This is a genomic window from Pantanalinema rosaneae CENA516 (assembly GCF_050753385.1).
Taxonomy (GTDB): domain Bacteria; phylum Cyanobacteriota; class Cyanobacteriia; order Leptolyngbyales; family Leptolyngbyaceae; genus Pantanalinema; species Pantanalinema rosaneae.
Genome location: NZ_JBLZFZ010000001.1, coordinates 49,827 through 69,518, shown reverse-complemented (window position 1 = coordinate 69,518; position 19,692 = coordinate 49,827). Strand labels below are relative to the sequence as shown.

Here is a 19,692-nt window from a genome sequence, read left to right as displayed (position 1 = left end):
TTGGTTTCAGGACAAGTTGATAGCGGATTCAACGGTCTGTTCCCAGGAATGGAGCGCCCGTAATTGCGGAGTTTTTTTCGATTGATGGGTTTCCATCCGAGTGAGCACATCATCCAAAATTGTGATTGCTTCAGCGATAAACGGGCCTTTGTTTAACATCACACATTCAGCCCGTTCAGCCATGGCGGCATCGGTCATCTCGCCGCGCGATGGTGCCCCTTCTTTAACCAAACTCTCTAGCACTTGCGTTGCCCAAATCACCGGAACATGCGCCGCTTCACATAGCCAGAGAATTTCTTCTTGAATTTCTGCTAGTCGCTGATAACCGATTTCTACCGCTAAATCGCCTCTGGCAATCATGACTCCAAAGGATTGTTTGCCCGCCGCATGAATGATTAACTCTGGCAGATTGCTAACCGCGATCGCCGTTTCAATCTTGGCAACGATCGCGGGACGGGAGGAGCGGTTTCCAGAGCGTTGGGCTAATTCGCGTTGCAGTAATTCAATATCGGCAGCATGTTGCACAAATGAGTAGCCAATAATATCTGCATGGGTGGCAACAAAGTCTAAATCCGTCAGATCCTTTTCCGTCAGGGGACTCAGGGGAAGCACAATATTGGGGAAATTCAAGCCTTTTTCCGATCGCAGTTTGCCCCCTTTAGGACTGGCATGAGTCACCTGAAGCATCAGTCCCAGTTCACCATTGGGTAAGGGCACATGGGTATCGACTACGCGAGTCCGAATCTTACCATCGTCAATATAAACTGGTGTGCCAACCGTTAATAGATCAAGAACTTCAGGAATAGTACAACAAGTTTGGAAATGCGCGATCGGAGCTTGACTAGCCTGCTCAGCTTCAGCCTGCGGTATAGGATCAGGCTCACTCCGGGATAGCAGGATGTAATCCCCCTGGAAGAGGCGCTTTTTGCCTAGTGGCGTTATTACAGTCCCGGTACGGATTTTGGGTCCCGCTAAATCCATCATGACTTTACAGGGCTTACCTAGCTCCTGTTCCGCCCGTCGCAAATGCTCAATCATCTGCTGCCAAGCCTCGGGGGTATCATGGGCACAGTTAATGCGGACACAGTTTGCCCCCCGACGCACCATCTCTCGCACCAGTTCGTAATTCGTAGCCGCCTCACTGGGTAGCGTCACCATAATCCGGACTCGGCGCTGGGCAGGAGATTGCCCAAACAAATCCTCTGTGTTCTGTTGTAGGAGGCGATTACCTTCAAAGAAGGCGGCGATCGGCGGACGGTTGAGCAATGGGGTACTCTCTGACCCACACATGACCGCCAATGTGGCAATTACCGCGTCTAGATTGGGCATCACCCGGGCTTCGATCCGCCCCAGTGACGATAACCCCCAGGGCATGAGTGCTGCTTGCAACGATCGCAGATCATGCCGACGCAGGGCAAGATATTCCGCTAGATTTAAGGCACTGATGAAGAATTCCGATCGCTGAATCTGCGATCGCCATTGGTCAAAGGTTAGTTGTCCATCTTGTGCCACAGTGTGCCGCAAATCCTTGAGAGTAGATAGCAAGATTTGGGGATTGGCAAGGTTGAGTGGTTCAGCCACCACTTCTGAGGTAGAACTCATGACCATAAAAGTCTCCTGAAGCGATGTAATTCGATTGAGACGTTATTGCTTGGAAGTGACTGACTTGGCGTTAGTCTGTTTGCTGGCTTTGGGCTGCTTGTTGCTATTACCAGAATCAGGCAGGGTCAGGGCAGTGGGGGTCGTGAGCAGCGATCGCAGGGACTGACGAAACTCTAACGAAAGATATCGTTGCTGAAGCGGTTGCCAATTTTGCCAAAAGTTGGTTTGATCCTGTTGCAGGACGCGATCGACACTGGGTAATACCTTAGCGACATCTGCCTTGAGCGTAGACTCTAAAAACTGCCGCAGAACCACATGATCCTGAAGCTGTCCCAGCAGATCTTGAATGGCTTTAAATTCGTCTACTCGTTCCAGGTAGGTTTGATCATAGAACCCAGCAAAGAATTCTGCCTGGTACCGCACTCCCTTAATTTGCTTGCGTAAGCCGTGGAGGAGTTGGTTAAACTGGTGGAATTGGTGATTTAATTCCTGAGAGTCTGCGATCGACACCAGCGCCACCTCGCCTGATTGGATTGTTGTGCCGACCAGCCAGCCAGGATGGAGAAATAGTTGGCAAACCAGGGGCAGCAACAAATCCGGTAAAATCTGCAATACCGCTAAACTACCCATCGGCGTATAGGTTGGATTGTCTAACCAGGCTTGCAGCGATTGTTTAACTTTTTGGTAGCGATCGCCATTCAGAGTTTTTTGTAATTGGGAAAAACTTTGGCGACGGGTTTGGGATACGTGCTTGAGTACCGCCTCAAATTTGGGCTGTTCGGCCTTCTTTAATAGAGGTTGATAGTGAGTGATTAACTCTTGCTGTAAGACATCTAAATCCCGGGTTCCTCCTAAACTTTTGGCAATTTTACCGATCGCGGCATCATTGGCGGATTTGGGAATGATGATCGTGGTGCTGAACACCTTTACGGCTGTTCTGAGCCGCCGCATACTGACCCGCATTTGATGCAAGGGCTCTGGATCTTTATCTTTGAGAACGGCTGCCTCTTGAGCGATAATTTTTTCCACGTTTTGCTGAATAATTTGATGAGCATATTCAGCCAGCGTGATCGAAGGATTGAATCGTCGCGCCTTCATACGAATTTCCCTGAAACCACCACTCTTTTCATAAAAAAAGACTTTGCTATATAAGACCCGAACTTAATAAGTTCATTGTCCCACCTTAGCCGCGATCGAGGGATGTTTTTGGGGCAAAAATAGAGCATTTGTAATATTTTGACAGGCTTTTTTCAGAGCTATTCATGGGTTGTGGGTGACTGAGTTCGTCAACTGATCCCTACAAGCCAGAAAACCGTCCATTGCATCGGGTGGAATCCCTGCCAGTTCTGGGTTTTCTTCAGATCGAATTAAACCACAATAGAGAGTAGACCCTGCATGGAGAAGCGATTTTGCGACCATCGTCTGCTAGTTCGACGACGACTGAAATTAACTCTACTCCGGCAATCCCATCATCCTCTGCCCATAAACCCCGTCTGTGGATGCCCGATCGCGTGTTGTTCACTCCGGCGGCTCTGGATCAACCCTGGGGACAGCAGATTCTAGACCGGGTGCAAGCCTTGGAATTACCGATCGCCGAATTATCCCGCAATCGATTAACCGGGCTACGCGGCGAGAGCGATCGCGACACCTACGACATTTCTAAACGGACGCTGGCCGTGGTGACGGCTCCCCCCAGTCAGCTTAAACTAAGTCCGATTCCGCCTTCAGCCGACTGGCAGTTTCATTTAGCAGAGGGCTGTCCGGCGCATTGTCAATACTGTTACCTGGCAGGTAGTTTGCAGGGCCCACCTGTGATTCGCGTGTTTGCCAACCTGCCCCAAATTTTGGCTAACCTGGCTGGCTACGAACAGCCCCGCGATCGTACCTCCTTCGAGGTTAGTTGTTATACTGACCCACTCGGCATCGAGCATCTGACGGGTAGTTTAGCTGAGTGCATTCGTTACTTTGGTACTCGCGAACAGGCTGACCTGCGCTGGGTATCTAAGTTTGATGCTGTGGATTCCCTCTTGGATTTACCCCATCACGGACATACCCGTTGCCGTGTCAGTGTCAATGCGGCTCCAATTTCTACCCGAATGGAAGGGGGTACAGCCTCCGTGGCGGCTCGATTGGCGGCATTACGTCAACTGGCACTCCCTCAACAGCAGGGTGGCGGCGGCTATCCGATCGGCGTGGTGATAGCACCCATTATGCCGATCGAGGATTGGCAAGAGCACTATACCCACCTGTTTGACCAGATCAGTGCTGCGATCGATTTTGGCTGCGATTTAACCTTTGAGCTAATTTCCCACCGCTTTACTCCAGGTTCTAAAGCGGTATTACAGACCTGGTATCCCCATAGCCCACTTGATCTGGATGAAGCGGGGCGAGTCATCAAGCGGAACAAGTTTGGCGGCATCAAGTATGTGTATGACCGGGACACGATGCTTACCCTGCGGCGGTTTTTTGAACAGGAGATCCGATGTCGCTTTCCCCACGCCGCCATGCTCTACTGGACGTAGCCACCCGGAGCAACCGTGGCCTGACAAAAGGTGATTAGTTGTTCATTTGGGCAGTTGGGTCTGGAGCCGGTGACAGAGTGAATCAAGGGAGAAGTGGAGAGGCATATTCTCTCTTCTCCCAACTTGTTAAGGATTGATAAAGGATAAACCTCCAGTCAATTTTTAGTGAGACTATTGATAGAAAGTTTCATTAGGAGTTACTAACAGCGCCCAGTTGCCTGTTCCTATCGCTGCTGGGCGATTGATTGGACAACGCTACGATGGCAAATCTTTTAGCCTGCTAAACTCCTTCCTCACCAGGCTTAAGGCTTAAAATTATGTTTCGATGCTTAAAGTGAGGTAAAATTTATAAAAACTTAATTACTAAAAAGTCATGAAGTGATTTAAACGCCGGATTTATAGGTAATATAGTTGAGAATTATTTTTAGTAGGTTTCGCTTGTGGAGAAGGCTCCCATGAATCGTGGAGATGATCTGGTCAATGCCTGGACAGAGGATTTAGGCGCTTCTGCCTGGCAGGAATTTGTCTATCTGGGGGATGCGATCGCCGATCGTTGCGATCCCTCTAGTCCGGTGGATCTGCCTGCCGTTGTCCCAGAGAACTCCCAGGATCACCGAGTTTTCCCCCTATCTAATACCCGTGTAGGCGAGCAAATTCGCATTGTGGCGTTGAACTGTGGTGAGGCAAATAATCGCCTGATGGGGATGGGCTTGATGCCCGATGTGGTGCTGAAGGTGATTAGCTGCACCGCAACCGGCTCCGTGATTGTGGCACTCCACGACCAACGCCTGGGTCTGGGGGCAGAAATGGCACAAAACATTCAGGTGATGAACGCCCAACCGTTAACTGGGGAACCACCGATGCGGACAACCAGGACAATAACTATGCAAAGCACTTCTCCATCATCCAGCGTCAAACTGCGAGATGCCGCGATCGGTTCTATGCTACGAGTCATGGGCTATGAACCAGTCGCCCGAGACTATAAGCGCAAACTCCTGGCAATGGGACTGACCCCAGGTACGGAGTTACGAGTCACCCGCCATGCGCCCCTGGGCGACCCCACTGAAATTGAGGTGCGCGGCTTTCATCTGAGTCTGCGCAAAGCTGAAGCCGACGCGCTGATTGTTGAACTCATCTAAGCACTTATCTAAGCACTCATCTAAGCACCCATTTAAGGAATAGAGTCATGACGCAATTAACCATTGGATTGGTTGGCAATCCGAATTGTGGCAAAACTACGCTGTTTAATGCCTTAACGGGGGGCAATCAGCATGTCGGCAATTGGCCGGGTGTTACCGTGGAGCGGAAGGAAGGTAACTATCGCGCCCATGGTCAGACTATCACCGTAGTTGATTTACCCGGAGTCTATTCGGTGGATGCCGAAGACACGACCACGGGGTTAGATGAACTGGTAGCGCGGGATTATCTGCTGTCCGGTGAGGCAGATGTGATTGTAAACATCGTGGATGCCTCTAACCTGGAGCGAAATCTGTACCTGACCACCCAAATTCTCGAAATGGGTGTGCCCATGATCGTCGCTCTCAACATGATGGATCTGGCCGCCAAACGGGAAATTCGGATTGATGCTCACCTGCTGGCAGAACGGTTAGGCTGTCCGGTGATTCCGCTCTGTGCCCATACCGGCAAGGGCGTATCCCCGTTGAAAGAGGCGGTACATCATGCCCTCGCCCATCCCACCATTCCCAGTACCTATGTTGCCTATCCCCCGGTGATTGAGGCCGCTTTAGCAGACTTAATTCCAGCGCTAGAAGCTCAGTCGATCAATCAATCCGCCGATGTGCGCTGGTTTGTCCTCAATCTGTTGCAGTACGACGATCGCCACCTGCCAGCGTTGGGACAGGATGTGTTGCGATCGATCGCGAAACATCGTCATCGGATTCATCAAACTCTGGGAGAAGATACAGATTTATTGATTGCAGATAGTCGCTATACCTGGATTCATCAATTGATTCAGGGGGTATCCGAACGCACTCATTTAGTTAAACAAACGGTCTCCGATCGTATCGATCGCGTAGTGCTGAATCGATTTTTAGGAATTCCGATCTTTCTGGTCGTGATGTACCTAATGTTCCTCGTTGCAATTAACCTGGGTGGAGCCTTTATTGATTTCTTTGATATTGGCATTGGCACAATTTTTGTCGGAGGCACTGCCCATCTGTTACAGCAGATCAGCGCTCCCGGTTGGTTAATTGGGCTATTAGCTGATGGTGTGGGTGGCGGGATTCAAACCACAGCCACCTTTATTCCTCAAATTGGACTATTGTTCATTTTCCTGGCAGTGCTGGAAGACTCCGGGTATTTAGCCCGAGCCGCCTTTGTCATGGATCGCTTAATGCGATTGATGGGCTTACCAGGGAAATCCTTTGTACCGATGATGGTGAGTTTTGGTTGCAATATTCCTGGCATTATGGCAACCCGGACGTTGGAGAATCGCCGCGATCGCCTGATGACAATTCTGATGAATCCATTCATGTCCTGTGGGGCGCGGTTGCCAATCTATGCCCTCTTTGTCGCGGCTTTCTTTCCCACCAACGGACAAAACATTGTCTTTCTGCTCTATATTTTGGGGATTCTTGCTGCCATCTTTACCGGCTTGGTCATGAAACACACGCTGTTTCGTGGTGAAGCGGCTCCCTTTGTCATGGAACTCCCGCCCTATCATATTCCGACCTTCAAAGGTGTCCTAATTCGTGCCTGGGATCGGCTGAAAACCTTCATCAGTCGCGCTGGCAAAATGATTGTGATTATGGTGGTAATTTTAGGTTTAATCAACTCCGTCGGCGTAGATGGTTCCTTTGGTAAACAAAACAGCCAGGATTCGATTTTGAGTGCCTTTAGCCGCACTATTACTCCCGTCTTCACGCCCATGGGCATTCAACCGGACAACTGGCCTGCCACCGTCGGACTATTCACCGGGGTGTTTGCCAAGGAAGTCATGGTTGGTACGATGGATTCGCTCTACACCAGTCTGGCACAGCAGCAGGTTGGCAGCAGCGATACACCAGAGGAACCCTTTGATTTCTGGGGCGGTATGAGGTCGGCTGTTGCCAGCATCCCCGCGAATCTGGCGGATTTAACGAATCAAGTGCTTGACCCGATCGGACTGGGGATTTTAAGTAATACTAGCGACCAAAAAGCCGCCGCAGAAGCTCAGGAGGTTAGCTATACGACCTTTGGACAAATGGCATTGCGATTTGGCAGTACCACAGCCGCGATCGCCTTCCTGCTGTTTGTCCTCCTCTATTTCCCCTGTGTCTCGGCGACGGCAGTCGTTTACCGGGAAACTAACCTGGGCTGGACGATCTTCGTCGGTGCTTGGACGACTGGGCTTGCCTATTGGGTTGCCACGTTCTATTACCAATTTATGACCTTAGATCAGCATCCGCTCAGCGCGATCGCCTGGATCGGGGGATTACTCCTGGTGATGACTGGGGTGATCGTGGGACTGAAACACTTTAGCGATCGTCGCCGTCTGCGCCCCCAACGGGCGATCGACCAGAGAGCCTGGAGTCGATAAAGATGATTTTGCAACAACTCCAGACCTACCTGCGTACCCATCCACCCACCTCCCTGGAAGAGTTAACCCGGCACTTTCAAACGGATGCCGATGCCCTGCGGGGCATGCTCAACCCCCTAATTCGGAAAGGGCGAGTCCGTCGAGTAGCGGGTAAACCATGTAGCCAATGTCATAGTTGCGCTCCGGAAACGCTGGAGATCTACGAATGGGTTAATTCCGGTTCGCCACCATGCCGAATCGATTAGACGCTATGCCTGTTGATCCGGTTGCTTCCGCTAATTCAGTTAATTCTGCTAATACAGTTGATTTAATTTCTCAACTAGATTTGTCATCACTGGAATTGGGAATTCCTTGTATGATAACGGTGTGGCAATCTAGACCTATCGCAAAGGAGTTTGGTAATGCTGTCGCAAGCTATGACCGATCGATTGAATGAACAAATCAACCTTGAGATGTTTTCGTCTCACCTGTATCTGCAAATGAGTTCCTGGTGTGCCTATAAAGCGCTAGATGGCTGTGCTACTTTTCTGAGTCAACATGCTGATGAAGAAATGATGCACATGCGGCGGCTGATCAGTTACCTGCAAGAAACGGGAGCATTAGCCATAGTTGGTGGGATGGATGCACCCCCCTGGGAGTTTAACTCTTTGCAGGATCTATTTGAAAAGATTTACGTTCACGAGCAATTCATTACCGGAAAAATCAACGATTTGGTGCATCTGGCTACTACTGAATCAGATTACTCCACGGTGCAATTTCTTCAATGGTATGTTGCCGAACAACATCAGGAAGAATTTCTCTTTAAAGGAATTCTCGACAAGATTAAACTCATTGGTACCGAAGGTCAGGGACTGTTCTTCATCGATCGGGAAATTGCCACCCTTGCGGCGACAAAGGGGAAAGAAGCCACATCTATGTCACCAACGAACGCCTAACCCTTTGCTTCCAGTCTCTGCATTCTGCCGGAACACCGCTACTGACAACCACTACCCTCCATCGATCATTGATGAACCATGTCTGAGCAACTGAAGAATGCTCTTACTGAAGCCCTGGAAGATGAATATAAAGCCCGGGCAACCTACCGCTTGATTCTGAGTAAGTTTGGCGCTATTCGTCCGTTTGTAAATATTGTGGCATCGGAGGAGCGCCATATCCAGGCATTAATTCCCCTATTCTGGAGATACGGATTGCCAATTCCAGAAGACTCCTGGGCGGGACGGGTAAACGCGCCAGCATCGGTGCAAGAGGCTTGTCAAGCCGGGGTGCAGGCAGAGATTGAGAATGCCGCAATGTATGAGCGATTGCTGGATTTAACGCGAGGCTATCCGGATGTGCAATCCGTTTTCCTGAATTTGCAACATGCCTCGCAAACTCGGCATTTACCGGCTTTTCAACGCTGTGCCGATCGCGGAACAGGGCAACCGCATCAACTGCATCAACCGCATCACGGTAGAGGTGGGCGGCGGGGACAGGGTTGCAGATAGGGGACGTAATTGTCGAGCGATCGTGGCTGGGAGACGGAGATTCTGCGACGCACCATTTGATTGAATAACCAGGAGGAATAATCGCATCATGATGAATGCCGCATCCATCCCAGAGGTACAACCATCAGCAACGTTAGATTTGGCTCCTCGGGTCGGACATTTTTTGGAAGAGTATGGCGAAATTGCCACGATCCTGCCTGTACTGGCTGGGCTATTTGTCACCAGTCGTCTGCAACTCCGGGGAGCGCAGGCCTTGTTAGTGAACCTGACGATCGCGGCAATTGCACGTCAAACGGTGATTCAACTGAAAAAACAAGCCCATCCAGCCCCCGTGAGCGCCGCGTCCGGCAATGGGCAGTCTGCTGATGGGGGTGCTTTGCCCATGGCAGAAGACTACACGATCGTGCATTCCACCCTAGGACGGATTCGCCTGCGAATTCCACGGTTGCTCCGGGATGCTGCCTATGCCAAACGGTTAGAGCAACTTTTGTCCGATGACGATCGCGTCACTAAAGTTCGCTTGAATCGGACAGCCGCCTCCTTAGTGATTCAGTACGATGGCACTGGTGTTTCGGAATTGGAATTGGGCATGCGCCTGTTGCAGATTTTAGATCAGGCAGAAAAGCATAATGTACCTGATTTTGCCTACCCTGCCACTGAATCTTAAATCATGGCAACCTTCGCCTCGTATATGACTGATCACCCAATTGATCGCCCGGAGCGGACAACGGTTTTGCTCTGTCAGGTCGTTCATCATATCCCTGGACGTATCCGGCTACAGATATCACTGTTAGCCCAGTCTCCCCCAATGGCAGCCCGATTAAACTCCTGGCTGACTGGCATTCCAGGAATTATATCTGTGCGGATTAACCTGGCTGCGCGATCGCTGATTATTCAGTATCAAACGGATCACTGGATGGAGACATCGATTGAACCGTGGTTATCGCAACAGTTGCTCAATCATCTACAAAATAGTTGTCAACCGTATCCTTTAGCACCGCCAACTGAGCGGTCGATCCCTACCACTCCGGGGTCGCTGCCCATTCACCCCTCTACTCCTTCAGACCCATCCCCCTTGGCTACTCGGGATGCGGCAAAATCTGCCACAGATGACGGGCAATGGTCAAGTTTACGGCTCCCTGCAACCGCCGCCTTACTGGCTGTTCTCTGCCGATTACCACCCTTGGTGAGTCTCCGTCCCTTCGCGATCGTTACTGTCCTGACCGCCGCCCTCCCAGTTGCCCAACGCGCCCTCTATAGCCTGTTCGTACAGCGCCGCTTGAATATTGATTGTTTAGATCTCTTGGCATTAAGTTTAAGTGGCTGGCAGGGGAAATTATTCACTCCGGCAATGGTGATTACCTTGCACGAGTTAGGAGATGTGATTCGGGAACAGACAGCGCGATCAACGGAAGTCCGAACGGCAAATTTGCTAGACGCGATCGGCCATTTTGCCTGGGTGAAATCTGGTGATCAGCCTCCCCACCAAATTGAGAGCGATCGGGTTCAGATCGGTGACACAGTCGTTGTTTATCCCGGCGAACAAATTCCCGTTGATGGTACGGTGATTCAGGGAGAGGCAATTATTGACCAGCAAAGTCTGACGGGAGAATCGATGCCGGTGGTGCGGCAGATCGGACAACAGGTATTTGCCTCTACATTAGTGCAATCGGGACAACTCTATTTGCGAGCCGATCGGGTGGGCAGACAAACCCGCGCCGCCGCCAGCATTGAGTTGTTGCAAAAAGCGCCCGTGTATGACACTCGCATGGCAAATTACGCTGAAAAGGTGGCCGATCGTCTGATTGTGCCCTCCCTATTACTCGCCAGCCTGGTACTGGTGACAACCCGTGATCCTGCCCGAGCCGCCGCCATTCTCACCTTAGATTTTGTCACTGGCATTCGTGTTTCCATTCCTACCGCCCTGCTAGGGGCATTGAACCATACCACTCGGCATGGTGTTCTCGTCCGCAGTGGACGGACGCTGGAACAATTGGCCGATGTGGATACGATCGTGTTTGATAAGACGGGCACCCTCACCCAGGGCACGATCGCGGTAACTGGAGTGAACCCGATCGCGGACATGCCAGCGGAAACCGTGTTACAACTTGCTGCTGCCGCCGAACAACGCTTGAATCATCCCGTTGCAGCTGCGATCGTGCAGTATGCTCAACAGCAACATCTGCCGATTCCTATCCGGGGAGAATGGCACTATGAGGTCGGGTTAGGAGTACAGGCATCGATCGAAAACCGGGATGTTTTGGTAGGGAGTGAGCGCTTCCTCCAGCAAGCCGGGGTGGTATGGGAAGCGGGGATTGATGCCCCAGACAGGAGTCAATCTCTGATTTATGTTGCCTGTGATGGGCAGCTACAGGGGGTGATTGCCTATGCCGATCCGCTGCGTCCAGAGAGCGATCGGTTACTGCACCTGCTTCAGCAAACCTACGGCATTGAGGTGCATCTGCTGACGGGAGACAATGCCCAACGAGCCAGCCAAGTAGCACAGGAACTCGGCATTGCCAGGGAACGGGTTTACGCCGAAGCCTTCCCTGAACAGAAAGCTCGGATTGTGCGTGATTTGCATCGCTCCGGGCGGACGGTTGCTTTTGTGGGGGATGGCTTAAATGATTCGGTGGCATTAGCCTACGCGGATGTTTCGGTGTCCTTTGCCCAGGGGTCAGAGATTGCCCGAGAAACGGCTGATGTGGTGCTGATGAACAATTATCTTCTGGACTTATTAGAGGCGATCGCGATTGCCCGTCAAACTCGATCGCTGATTGAGCAGAATACAACGCTGGTGGTAGCCCCTAACTTGCTGGCTTTGGGACTGGCAACCACGGTAGGACTCAATCCCCTGGCAGCCACAGCCATTCACAACGGCTCCGCGATCGCAGCGGGGATGAATAGTTTACGCCCCCTTGTGCAACACCAGATGCAGCAAGCTTCCGATCGCAAGTAAACCAAGCATCAATCCAATTTTTCATTCCTGTTGCAAATACTTCTTACTAAGCTAGGGAAGATTGGTATCCTAGAATAAACTCTTCTCAACTCCTAGCATTTATGTCTCTGATTCACTTGGAAAAATCAGTTCTGACATTCCACCTGAAAGAAATTCTGGAAGATGGACATGGCAACCACCCCCTGACCTGGCTGAGTTTAGGATTACTGATGCTTGGCCCCCGGCTACTGGGTGCATCTAAATCGGCTCAACCCGCCCCTAAAACAGCCTCTCGATCGCAGCGAGTATTGTCGAGAAATGTGCCCATCTCCCTATCCCAGTGGATTGCTGAAGCGAAACAGCAAGAACTCACTGCCCAACTCTATACTGCGATCGAACACCAGAATACTTTGTTATCTGAAACAGTACAGCCAACTTCAGATGCCATTTTGAGCAATTAGGACGAGAAGCATGGGGCAAAGCAGTTCAGTCTTGATTGCCCCACGATCTCATTCTGTCACTGTGGTGTTTTGCGGGGATAGGGTAGCCTGAATACTGGCTCGTTTTTGGGCTTCCAGTTGAGCTTCAGCTTTAGCTTCGGCGGCAATGTCTGCTAACAGTTCTCCGGTTTCCGCGATCGTACTTTTGGTTCGTTCAAACAGCGTTACGCCCGTTTTAATTGTGGCTTTGAGGACAGGTCTGATTAATGGCAGAATCACTGGAGCCAGGGCTACGGTCGCCACACCCACGGCGATCACCTTAGCATTCTGACCGGCGGCTAATTCTGCGACTCGCGCTCTTAGCCCCACATTTCCTTGATGCATTTGCATATTTGCACCTCTTCAAAACAGGGATGTGATATAAACTACATCCCTGTTTATTATACGTCCAATCCTTAGAAAACCTGAATGACTTGATCAAGTCTTAGGTTCCCGAGGATGTTTACATTAGCTGCTGTGCGATCTGTGTAGTTTTTCAGTATTGAGTTAATTTCTTTTATTGTTGATTCTCAGAGTGTTTTCCCGATGCCAATTATTGAAACTAAAACCGCCCCGATGGTTCTCAACATGGAACCCCATCATCCTTCGATGCATCGTGTGTTACACCTGATCGTGACATCGGACGGAGAGAATGTGATTGATTGCGAACCTGTGATTGGCTATTTGCATCGCGGCATGGAAAAGATCGCTGAGAATCCTAAAATTCCGGTCGGTGAACACTACTTTCGGCTAGAAAGTGGCAAGGGGGAAATGGGAATTTTCGTCATTGGAAATGATAATGTTTTCCCTTGGCGCTGGAAAATTCGGATGCCTGACTTTGTGAATTTGCAAATCCTACCTTATTTAGTCCAAGACCAAAAAGTTGCGGATATTGTGGCGATTCTCGGCAGCATTGACATCATCATGGGGGCTGTCGATCGCTAATCATCGCTAATCTTCGATCTGAATATGGCAGAACTGCCGCAGAGTTGCGATCGCCCTAGCGGCTGATTGCATGGTTTACTTTGCCACCGCAAAATTTGCCCCATTCATAATCGCATTGGGTATGATCCAGGGTTTGGGGTAGGATGATTATCTCTGATTGCCTGGAAAGGTGGTTAGACTGGAGTGTGAGGAGTTGGATCTGAATTTTGCCCAGCCCCCCTGGATTGAACGTAATTGTCCAGGCAACTGCTAGTCGGTCTGTGCCCCTTGTCGCCGGGCGATCCTTGTCTGGCGCTATGGCAAAGCGACTAGTCCTTCGTGGACTGAGATTGCCCCAAAACAGCACCAGCCTTAGTCAGTGAGGATTGCTACCTGTTTAGGAAGTGGATGTATATGGGACAACGGCGTAACTCGCAAAGGTGGCAATCTTTCAGGCAGATTGGTCAAGCCCGTTGGCTCTCATTCCTATTAGGGCTCAGTACGACGATCGCGGTGTTGGGCGTATGGCAACAGTTGCGAGTCCAAGAGCGACTCCATATTCAGCAATTAGTGCAGCAAGAGGCGGATACCGTTGGCTCAGACCTCAGCCGCGAGCTATCCCGCCGAATTCTTTCCCTGGAACAAATGGCGCATCGGTGGCGGGTCAGTGGGGGAACACCGCAACCCTTGTGGGAAGCCGATGCCAGGAAGTATATTGACCAGTCCTACGGCTATCAGGCGATCGAATGGGTAGACCCATCATTTCGGGTGCGCTGGATTGTGCCCCGTCAGGGCAATGAAGCGGCTCAAGATTTTGATATGAGTCAGGAACACCGCCGCCAGATTACCCTAACCCTTGCCAAAGAGCTACGTCAAACCCTCCTGACCCGTACTGTTGCCTTAGTTCAGGGTGGGCAAGGATTTCTTGCCTGTGTCCCGTTATTTGGGCATCGTCACAACCCACCAACCGCCACCGCCGATCGCTTTGATGGATTTATTGTCGGAGTTTTTCAATTTGAGACTTTTTTTAACACGATCCTGAATCACTCGCCCCGTTATCAGGTTCAAATCTTTGGTCGCACTGGCTTGATTTACAGTCAGGCAACTCAGCCCGCTCCAGACGCAGAACCTCAGACAACTCTGGTGCAAGTCTATGGGGCAGATTGGCAAGTGCAGGTGACACCAACCCCAATCTTAATTGCCGAAGGACGATCGCCCCTACCTACGGTAGTTCTATGGGGTGGATTAGTCGCTGCCTGGACATTGGCGTTTGTGGTGTACCTGGGACAACGCTTTGCCCGTCAGGCACAGCAGAGCCGGATGATCAATCAACAGCTCCATGCAGAGATTAGGCATCGGCAACAGGTTGAAACTCAATTACGAGAAAGTCAGGAGCGCCTGCAACTTGCCTTGGAAGCCTCGGCGGAAGGCTGGTGGGATTGGACAATTGCCACCGGTGAGGTTGAGCGTAGTCCTCAGTATCTCAAGCTGTTAGGGTATGAGGTGGGTGAATTCCCGGATGTTGTGGATAGCTGGAAAAATTCCATTCATCCAGATGACGTTGCGGGCATGATGGAGCGGCTGAACGCTCATCTGCAAGATGGTGCAGTGCCCTACGCCTGTGAATACCGGGTACGAACTAAATCGGGGGAATGGCAATGGATTTTGGACTATGGCAAAGTCGTAACCCGTGATGCGGATCATCATCCCATCCGGATGATTGGGACGTTTAAGGATATTGCCGATCGCAAACGGACTGAACTTGCCCTGGCTGAATCCCAGCAACGCTATCAGAATTTGGTGGACAATTCCCCTGACATCATCGAACGGTTTGATTTACACCTGCGGCATCTCTATGTCAGTCCTGCCCTAACTAGAATTACAGGCATTGATGCCAATGCATTTTTGGGTAAAACCTGCTGTGAACTGGGGATGGATGAGCAGATGGTACAGACCTGGGAAGCCGCTGCCGCTCGCCTGATCCGTACAGGACAGAAGCAGGTAATTGAATTTACTGTCCCAACCCTGGCAGGAGTGTGTTCCTTTGAGATGGCGATCGCTCCAGAGTTGTCGGAGCAGGGAAGCGTTGAGTCGATCCTGTGTATTTCGCGGGATATTACGGAACGTCAACAGGTAGAAGCGGCGCTGAGACATCAGAAGGAAATGTTCCAGGCGATCGTGGATCATATTCCGATCATGATTACTTTGTTTAATGCTGACGGACAAATTGAATTCATTAACCCAGAGTTAGAGCGAGTGCTCGGTTGGTCGATCGTGGAGTGGCAGCAACGCGATATTCTGGTTGAATGTTATCCCGATCCCACCTATCGCCACAGCGTCTTAGAGCACATGCTGGCGGCAACGGGTCACTGGAAAGATCTCACAACCTACAATGCCCAGGGGCAACGCTTAGAAACGACTTGGGCAAATGTGCGGCTTTCTGGTGGACGGTTCTTAGGAATTGGGCAGGACATTAGCGATCGCAAACGCAAAGAAGTTGTTCTCCGACAGGCAATGGAAGCGGCAGAAACCGCCAATGTGGCAAAAAGTATGTTTCTTGCCAATATGAGTCATGAACTTCGGACTCCGCTCAATGTTATTTTGGGATTTGCCCAGGTAATGGCGCATGACCCATCGCTCACCTCCAGTCAGAGAGATGATCTGCAAACCATTCGGCGCAGTGGCGATCATCTATTAAGTCTGATTAACGATGTGTTAGATCTCTCCAAAATTGAAGCTGGTCATAGCACGTTGGAAGAAACCGGATTTGACCTGATCTCCCTGCTGCATGGTCTGCGTACCATGATGACCGAACGGGCAAATGCGAAACGGCTGCAACTGATCTTCGATATCGCCCCGGTCGTGCCCCAGTTCGTGATTGCCGATGAACAGAAACTACGTCAAGTCCTGCTCAATCTCCTCAGTAACGCCATTAAGTTTACAAAAGAGGGGAGCGTTACCCTACACGTGACGCTGGGAGACTGCTGCGATCGCACGATTGAAGGCAGGGCAGGCTCATCTCCCCGGTTATCCTCTATCCCGATCATGCTGCAATTTGCGGTGATCGATACCGGGGTCGGTATTACTGCACCAGAACAGGAGACGATTTTTGATGCGTTCGTCCAGGCAGATGCGGGGAAGAAATCAATTAGTGGAACGGGGTTAGGATTAACGATTAGCCGTAAGCTACTGGAATTAATGAACGGTCAGATCTCGGTTCAGAGTGCCCCTCATGTCGGCAGTACATTTACTATTACGGTTCCCGCCCGTGCCATCAGTAGCGTGGATGTGCAGCCCGAACACCACGATCGCACCGTGATTGGGTTAGTTCCGGGGCAACCCCATCGTCGGGTGTTAGTCGTGGATGACCAACGGGAAAATCGGCTGTTGATGGTGCGGCTGTTGTCGCAATTAGGTCTACAGGTACGAGAAGCCAGCAATGGTCAGGAAGCCGTACAAATTTGGCAAGATTGGCGACCTAATCTGATCTGGATGGATATTCGGATGCCTGGGTTGGATGGTTATGAAGCGACCAAACAAATTCGAGCAATGGATCAAGCACAAGCCAGCATCATTATTGCTCTCACCGCTCAAGCGTCTCAAAGCGATCGCACGCTGGCGCTGGCTGCCGGGTGCAACGATTACATCAGCAAACCGTTTCGAGAAGAGACGATATTTCTGAAGATGGCAGAATATTTAGGTTTAGAGTATCTTTATGCTCAACCTGATCTGCCGACAGCATCCCTGTCGAAGGCATCTCGTCCACCGGAACCCGATCTCTCGACCCGGCTGGAGCCAACCATGCTGGCTAACCTGTCACCGGACTGGCTCACTACCTTAGAGGATGCGGCGGTGCGGGGAGACGATCGAGCCGTGGCAGTTCTAGTCACGCAACTTGCACCAGAGCTAGCCCCCCTGGGCGACTATCTCGTTCACTTAGCAGAAGAGTTTCAGTTTGAGCAAATTCTCAGTTGGCTTCAACATGAGACTGGGGGAGACGATCATGGTAGCTCTGAGTAGACCGATTTCTGAAATTAGTATTCTGGTGGTGGATGATACTCCAGACAATCTGCGCTTATTAGCCAAAATTCTGGAGTCTCAGCACTACATGGTGTTCAAATCGCTGAATGGCAGAATGGCACTACAAGCCGCCCACCATAACCCCCCTGATCTAATTCTGTTAGACATTAATATGCCGGAGATGAACGGCTACGAAGTCTGCCAGAAATTGAAAACCTCTGACGTGACAATGCATATTCCAGTCATTTTTATCAGTGCGCTGGATCAAGCCAGTGATAAAGTGCGAGCTTTTGAACTGGGGGGGCAGGATTACATTACTAAGCCATTTCAGGAACTAGAGGTACTGGCACGCGTTAAAAATCAACTCCTGATTCAACAGCAAAAACACCAATTGCAACAAGAGATCTACAATCGGCAACAGGCAGAAGCAGAAGTGCGGCGGCTGAATGCTGACTTGGAGCGTCAAGTTCAAGCTCGTACCCTGGAACTGCAACAAGCCTTGAATTTTGAGGTGGCTCTCAAACACATCTCTGATCAGGTGCGGGATTCTTTAGATCAACATCAAATCCTCCAAGCGGCTGTTGAAACCTTAGCCGTGGCACTAGAACTACGCTGTTGTGATACGGCTCTCTATAGTACAGATCACTCAACCTCAACCATTCGCTATCAATGGACACAACCGGGTTCTGATGCTACCCAGGGACAAATGCTGTATATGGCAGACTATCCAGAACTCTATGAGCAATTACAGGCACGCTTGTGTTTCGCATTTTGCCAGGTTCAGCCCAGTCCCCTGCGCAACCATTCCGCGATCCTTGCCTGTCCTATTTTTGACGATCAGGTGAATCAAACTGGAATTCTGGGGGATCTGTGGCTATTTAGGGATACCTATTCCAGTTTTAGTGAATTGGAAGGACATCTCGTTCAACAGGTGGCAAATCAGTGTGCGATCGCCCTGCGGCAAGCCCGACTGTATGAGGCGGCTCAGGTACAGGTGAAGGAGTTGGAACGCTTGAACCAACTCAAAGATGACTTTCTCAGCACCATCTCCCATGAACTGCGAACGCCGATCGCCAGTATGAAAATGATTATTAAATTACTGACGACGGTCGCCGATCAAGGTCATGACCTGATTGCTGAGTTGGCGCAGCCTGCGATCCAGAGGGGCAAAGTGGGTGAATATTTGCGGGTGTTGCAGGAAGAGTGCGATCGCGAACTTGCCCTAGTGGAGGATCTGTTGAGTCTCCAACATATTGAAGCCGGAACCTATGTAAGTCAGCCTGCCCCCATCAGCCTGTCTGCCCTGATGCTACATTTGATTGAACCGTTTGAAATGCGAGCGCGAAACCAACAACAAACCCTTCAGGTCAACCTGTCTGCCAATTTACCGATCCTGCATCTGGACTCACTCGGGTTCAATCGCATTGTCACAGAACTGCTCAGTAATGCCTGTAAATATACACCGGCAGGAGAAACCATCTCGATTTCAGCTCGCCTCGCTCAAGCTCCTCAAGTCAATCAGTTCATCAACTGCCTTGAACTAACCGTTGCCAATACAGGCGTTGAAATTCCTGCTGAAGAACTCCCGCGAATTTTCGATAAGTTTTATCGGATCCCGAACAATGACCCCTGGAAATATGGCGGGACTGGGTTGGGACTATCGCTGGTGAAAAAACTCGTCGAGCAAATGGGTGGCGCGATCGCCGTTGAAAGCACACATCAGCAAACCTGCTTCAAAGTGCAATTAACGGTAGTCACTGAACCTGGCGATCTCAGTAGTGACTCCTACCAACGATATTAGTCTCCCTGGCATCGCGTTAGTTCCAGGTCGATTATGATCGCGGCTTCAGACAATTCTGAATGCAGGGCGATCGATCCGAATGGACGGCGATCGCAGGCGAATGGGGCTACGGAACTTACTGAATTCAGCCCGATCAATACGAATGGGGCTATGGAACTTACTGAATACACCCCCATGCAATGGTTATATAGACCGATACAATACCATTGTTGCTGCGAAAACTACTGAGTGCAGCGCGATCAATTTAACAGTATTGCCAGACAATGCCATTGTTGTTGCGGAAACTACTGAGTGCAGCGTGATCGCTTGAGACAACGGGCTGCCTGATTGAATACTTTAGACTTTCAATGTAGAAAAGTTCAGTTCTGCGACAACCTGGGCATC

At 50.6% G+C, this 19,692-nt stretch carries 14 protein-coding genes and 1 pseudogene; 12 read left to right on the top strand and 3 right to left on the bottom strand.

Features of this window, described 5'->3' with window-relative positions:
* Positions 1-6: 6 nt before the first annotated feature.
* Together ACN4EK_RS00185 and ACN4EK_RS00180 are read right to left on the bottom strand one after the other, a co-directional pair.
* Positions 7-1,608, bottom strand: coding sequence for a pyruvate kinase (locus ACN4EK_RS00185; RefSeq protein WP_431655295.1), 1,602 nt, complete (start codon positions 1,606-1,608; stop codon positions 7-9).
* A 36-nt stretch (positions 1,609-1,644) separates the two neighbouring features.
* A complete protein-coding gene (locus tag ACN4EK_RS00180; RefSeq protein WP_431655294.1) occupies positions 1,645-2,700 on the bottom strand; it encodes a CHAD domain-containing protein in 1,056 nt (351 codons plus the stop codon).
* Positions 2,701-3,011: 311 nt separating this feature from the next.
* Between ACN4EK_RS00180 and ACN4EK_RS00175 the strand changes: the two genes are divergently transcribed.
* The 9 genes from ACN4EK_RS00175 to ACN4EK_RS00135 all read left to right on the top strand — a co-directional run bounded on the left by ACN4EK_RS00175 (position 3,012) and on the right by ACN4EK_RS00135 (position 12,545).
* Positions 3,012-4,124, top strand: coding sequence for a spore photoproduct lyase family protein (locus ACN4EK_RS00175; protein WP_431655293.1), 1,113 nt, complete (start codon positions 3,012-3,014; stop codon positions 4,122-4,124).
* Positions 4,125-4,579: 455 nt separating this feature from the next.
* A complete protein-coding gene (locus tag ACN4EK_RS00170) occupies positions 4,580-5,263 on the top strand; it encodes a FeoA family protein (protein ID WP_431655292.1) in 684 nt (227 codons plus the stop codon).
* Positions 5,264-5,310: 47 nt separating this feature from the next.
* Positions 5,311-7,662, top strand: coding sequence for a Fe(2+) transporter permease subunit FeoB (gene feoB, locus ACN4EK_RS00165; protein WP_431655291.1), 2,352 nt, complete (start codon positions 5,311-5,313; stop codon positions 7,660-7,662).
* A 2-nt stretch (positions 7,663-7,664) separates the two neighbouring features.
* A complete protein-coding gene (locus ACN4EK_RS00160) occupies positions 7,665-7,907 on the top strand; it encodes a FeoC-like transcriptional regulator (RefSeq protein ID WP_431655290.1) in 243 nt (80 codons plus the stop codon).
* Positions 7,908-8,063: 156 nt separating this feature from the next.
* Entirely contained in the window at positions 8,064-8,597 is a 534-nt protein-coding gene (gene ftnA, locus ACN4EK_RS00155) for a non-heme ferritin (RefSeq protein WP_431655289.1), read from the top strand.
* Between the two features lie 78 nt (positions 8,598-8,675).
* Positions 8,676-9,146, top strand: a complete 471-nt coding sequence (locus ACN4EK_RS00150) for a ferritin-like domain-containing protein (RefSeq protein WP_431655288.1) — start codon at positions 8,676-8,678, stop codon at positions 9,144-9,146.
* Positions 9,147-9,234: 88 nt separating this feature from the next.
* Positions 9,235-9,813 carry an HMA2 domain-containing protein gene (locus tag ACN4EK_RS00145; RefSeq protein ID WP_431655287.1) on the top strand — a complete coding sequence of 193 codons (579 nt, stop codon included), beginning with the start codon at positions 9,235-9,237 and terminating at the stop codon, positions 9,811-9,813.
* A 24-nt stretch (positions 9,814-9,837) separates the two neighbouring features.
* The gene (locus tag ACN4EK_RS00140) at positions 9,838-12,105 is read left to right on the top strand and encodes a heavy metal translocating P-type ATPase (RefSeq protein ID WP_431655286.1); all 2,268 of its coding nucleotides are present in this window, start codon (positions 9,838-9,840) and stop codon (positions 12,103-12,105) included.
* Positions 12,106-12,206: 101 nt separating this feature from the next.
* On the top strand, positions 12,207-12,545 hold the full coding sequence (locus tag ACN4EK_RS00135) for a hypothetical protein (RefSeq protein ID WP_431655285.1): 339 nt from the start codon (positions 12,207-12,209) through the stop codon (positions 12,543-12,545).
* Between the two features lie 48 nt (positions 12,546-12,593).
* Here ACN4EK_RS00135 and ACN4EK_RS00130 read toward each other — a convergent pair whose 3' ends face one another.
* Positions 12,594-12,914, bottom strand: coding sequence for a DUF5132 domain-containing protein (locus ACN4EK_RS00130; RefSeq protein ID WP_431655284.1), 321 nt, complete (start codon positions 12,912-12,914; stop codon positions 12,594-12,596).
* A 357-nt stretch (positions 12,915-13,271) separates the two neighbouring features.
* Here ACN4EK_RS00130 and ACN4EK_RS00125 point away from each other — a divergent pair.
* From ACN4EK_RS00125 to ACN4EK_RS00115, 3 genes and pseudogenes are all read left to right on the top strand, one after another.
* A pseudogene (locus ACN4EK_RS00125) lies at positions 13,272-13,508 on the top strand (NADH-quinone oxidoreductase subunit D-related protein); the annotation flags it as partial.
* Positions 13,509-13,895: 387 nt separating this feature from the next.
* The gene (locus ACN4EK_RS00120) at positions 13,896-17,507 is read left to right on the top strand and encodes a PAS domain S-box protein (protein ID WP_431655283.1); all 3,612 of its coding nucleotides are present in this window, start codon (positions 13,896-13,898) and stop codon (positions 17,505-17,507) included.
* The gene (locus tag ACN4EK_RS00115; protein ID WP_431655282.1) at positions 17,491-19,308 is read left to right on the top strand and encodes a response regulator; all 1,818 of its coding nucleotides are present in this window, start codon (positions 17,491-17,493) and stop codon (positions 19,306-19,308) included. The genes ACN4EK_RS00120 and ACN4EK_RS00115 overlap by 17 nt, the downstream gene beginning before the upstream one ends.
* The last annotated feature ends 384 nt before the right edge of the window (positions 19,309-19,692 follow it).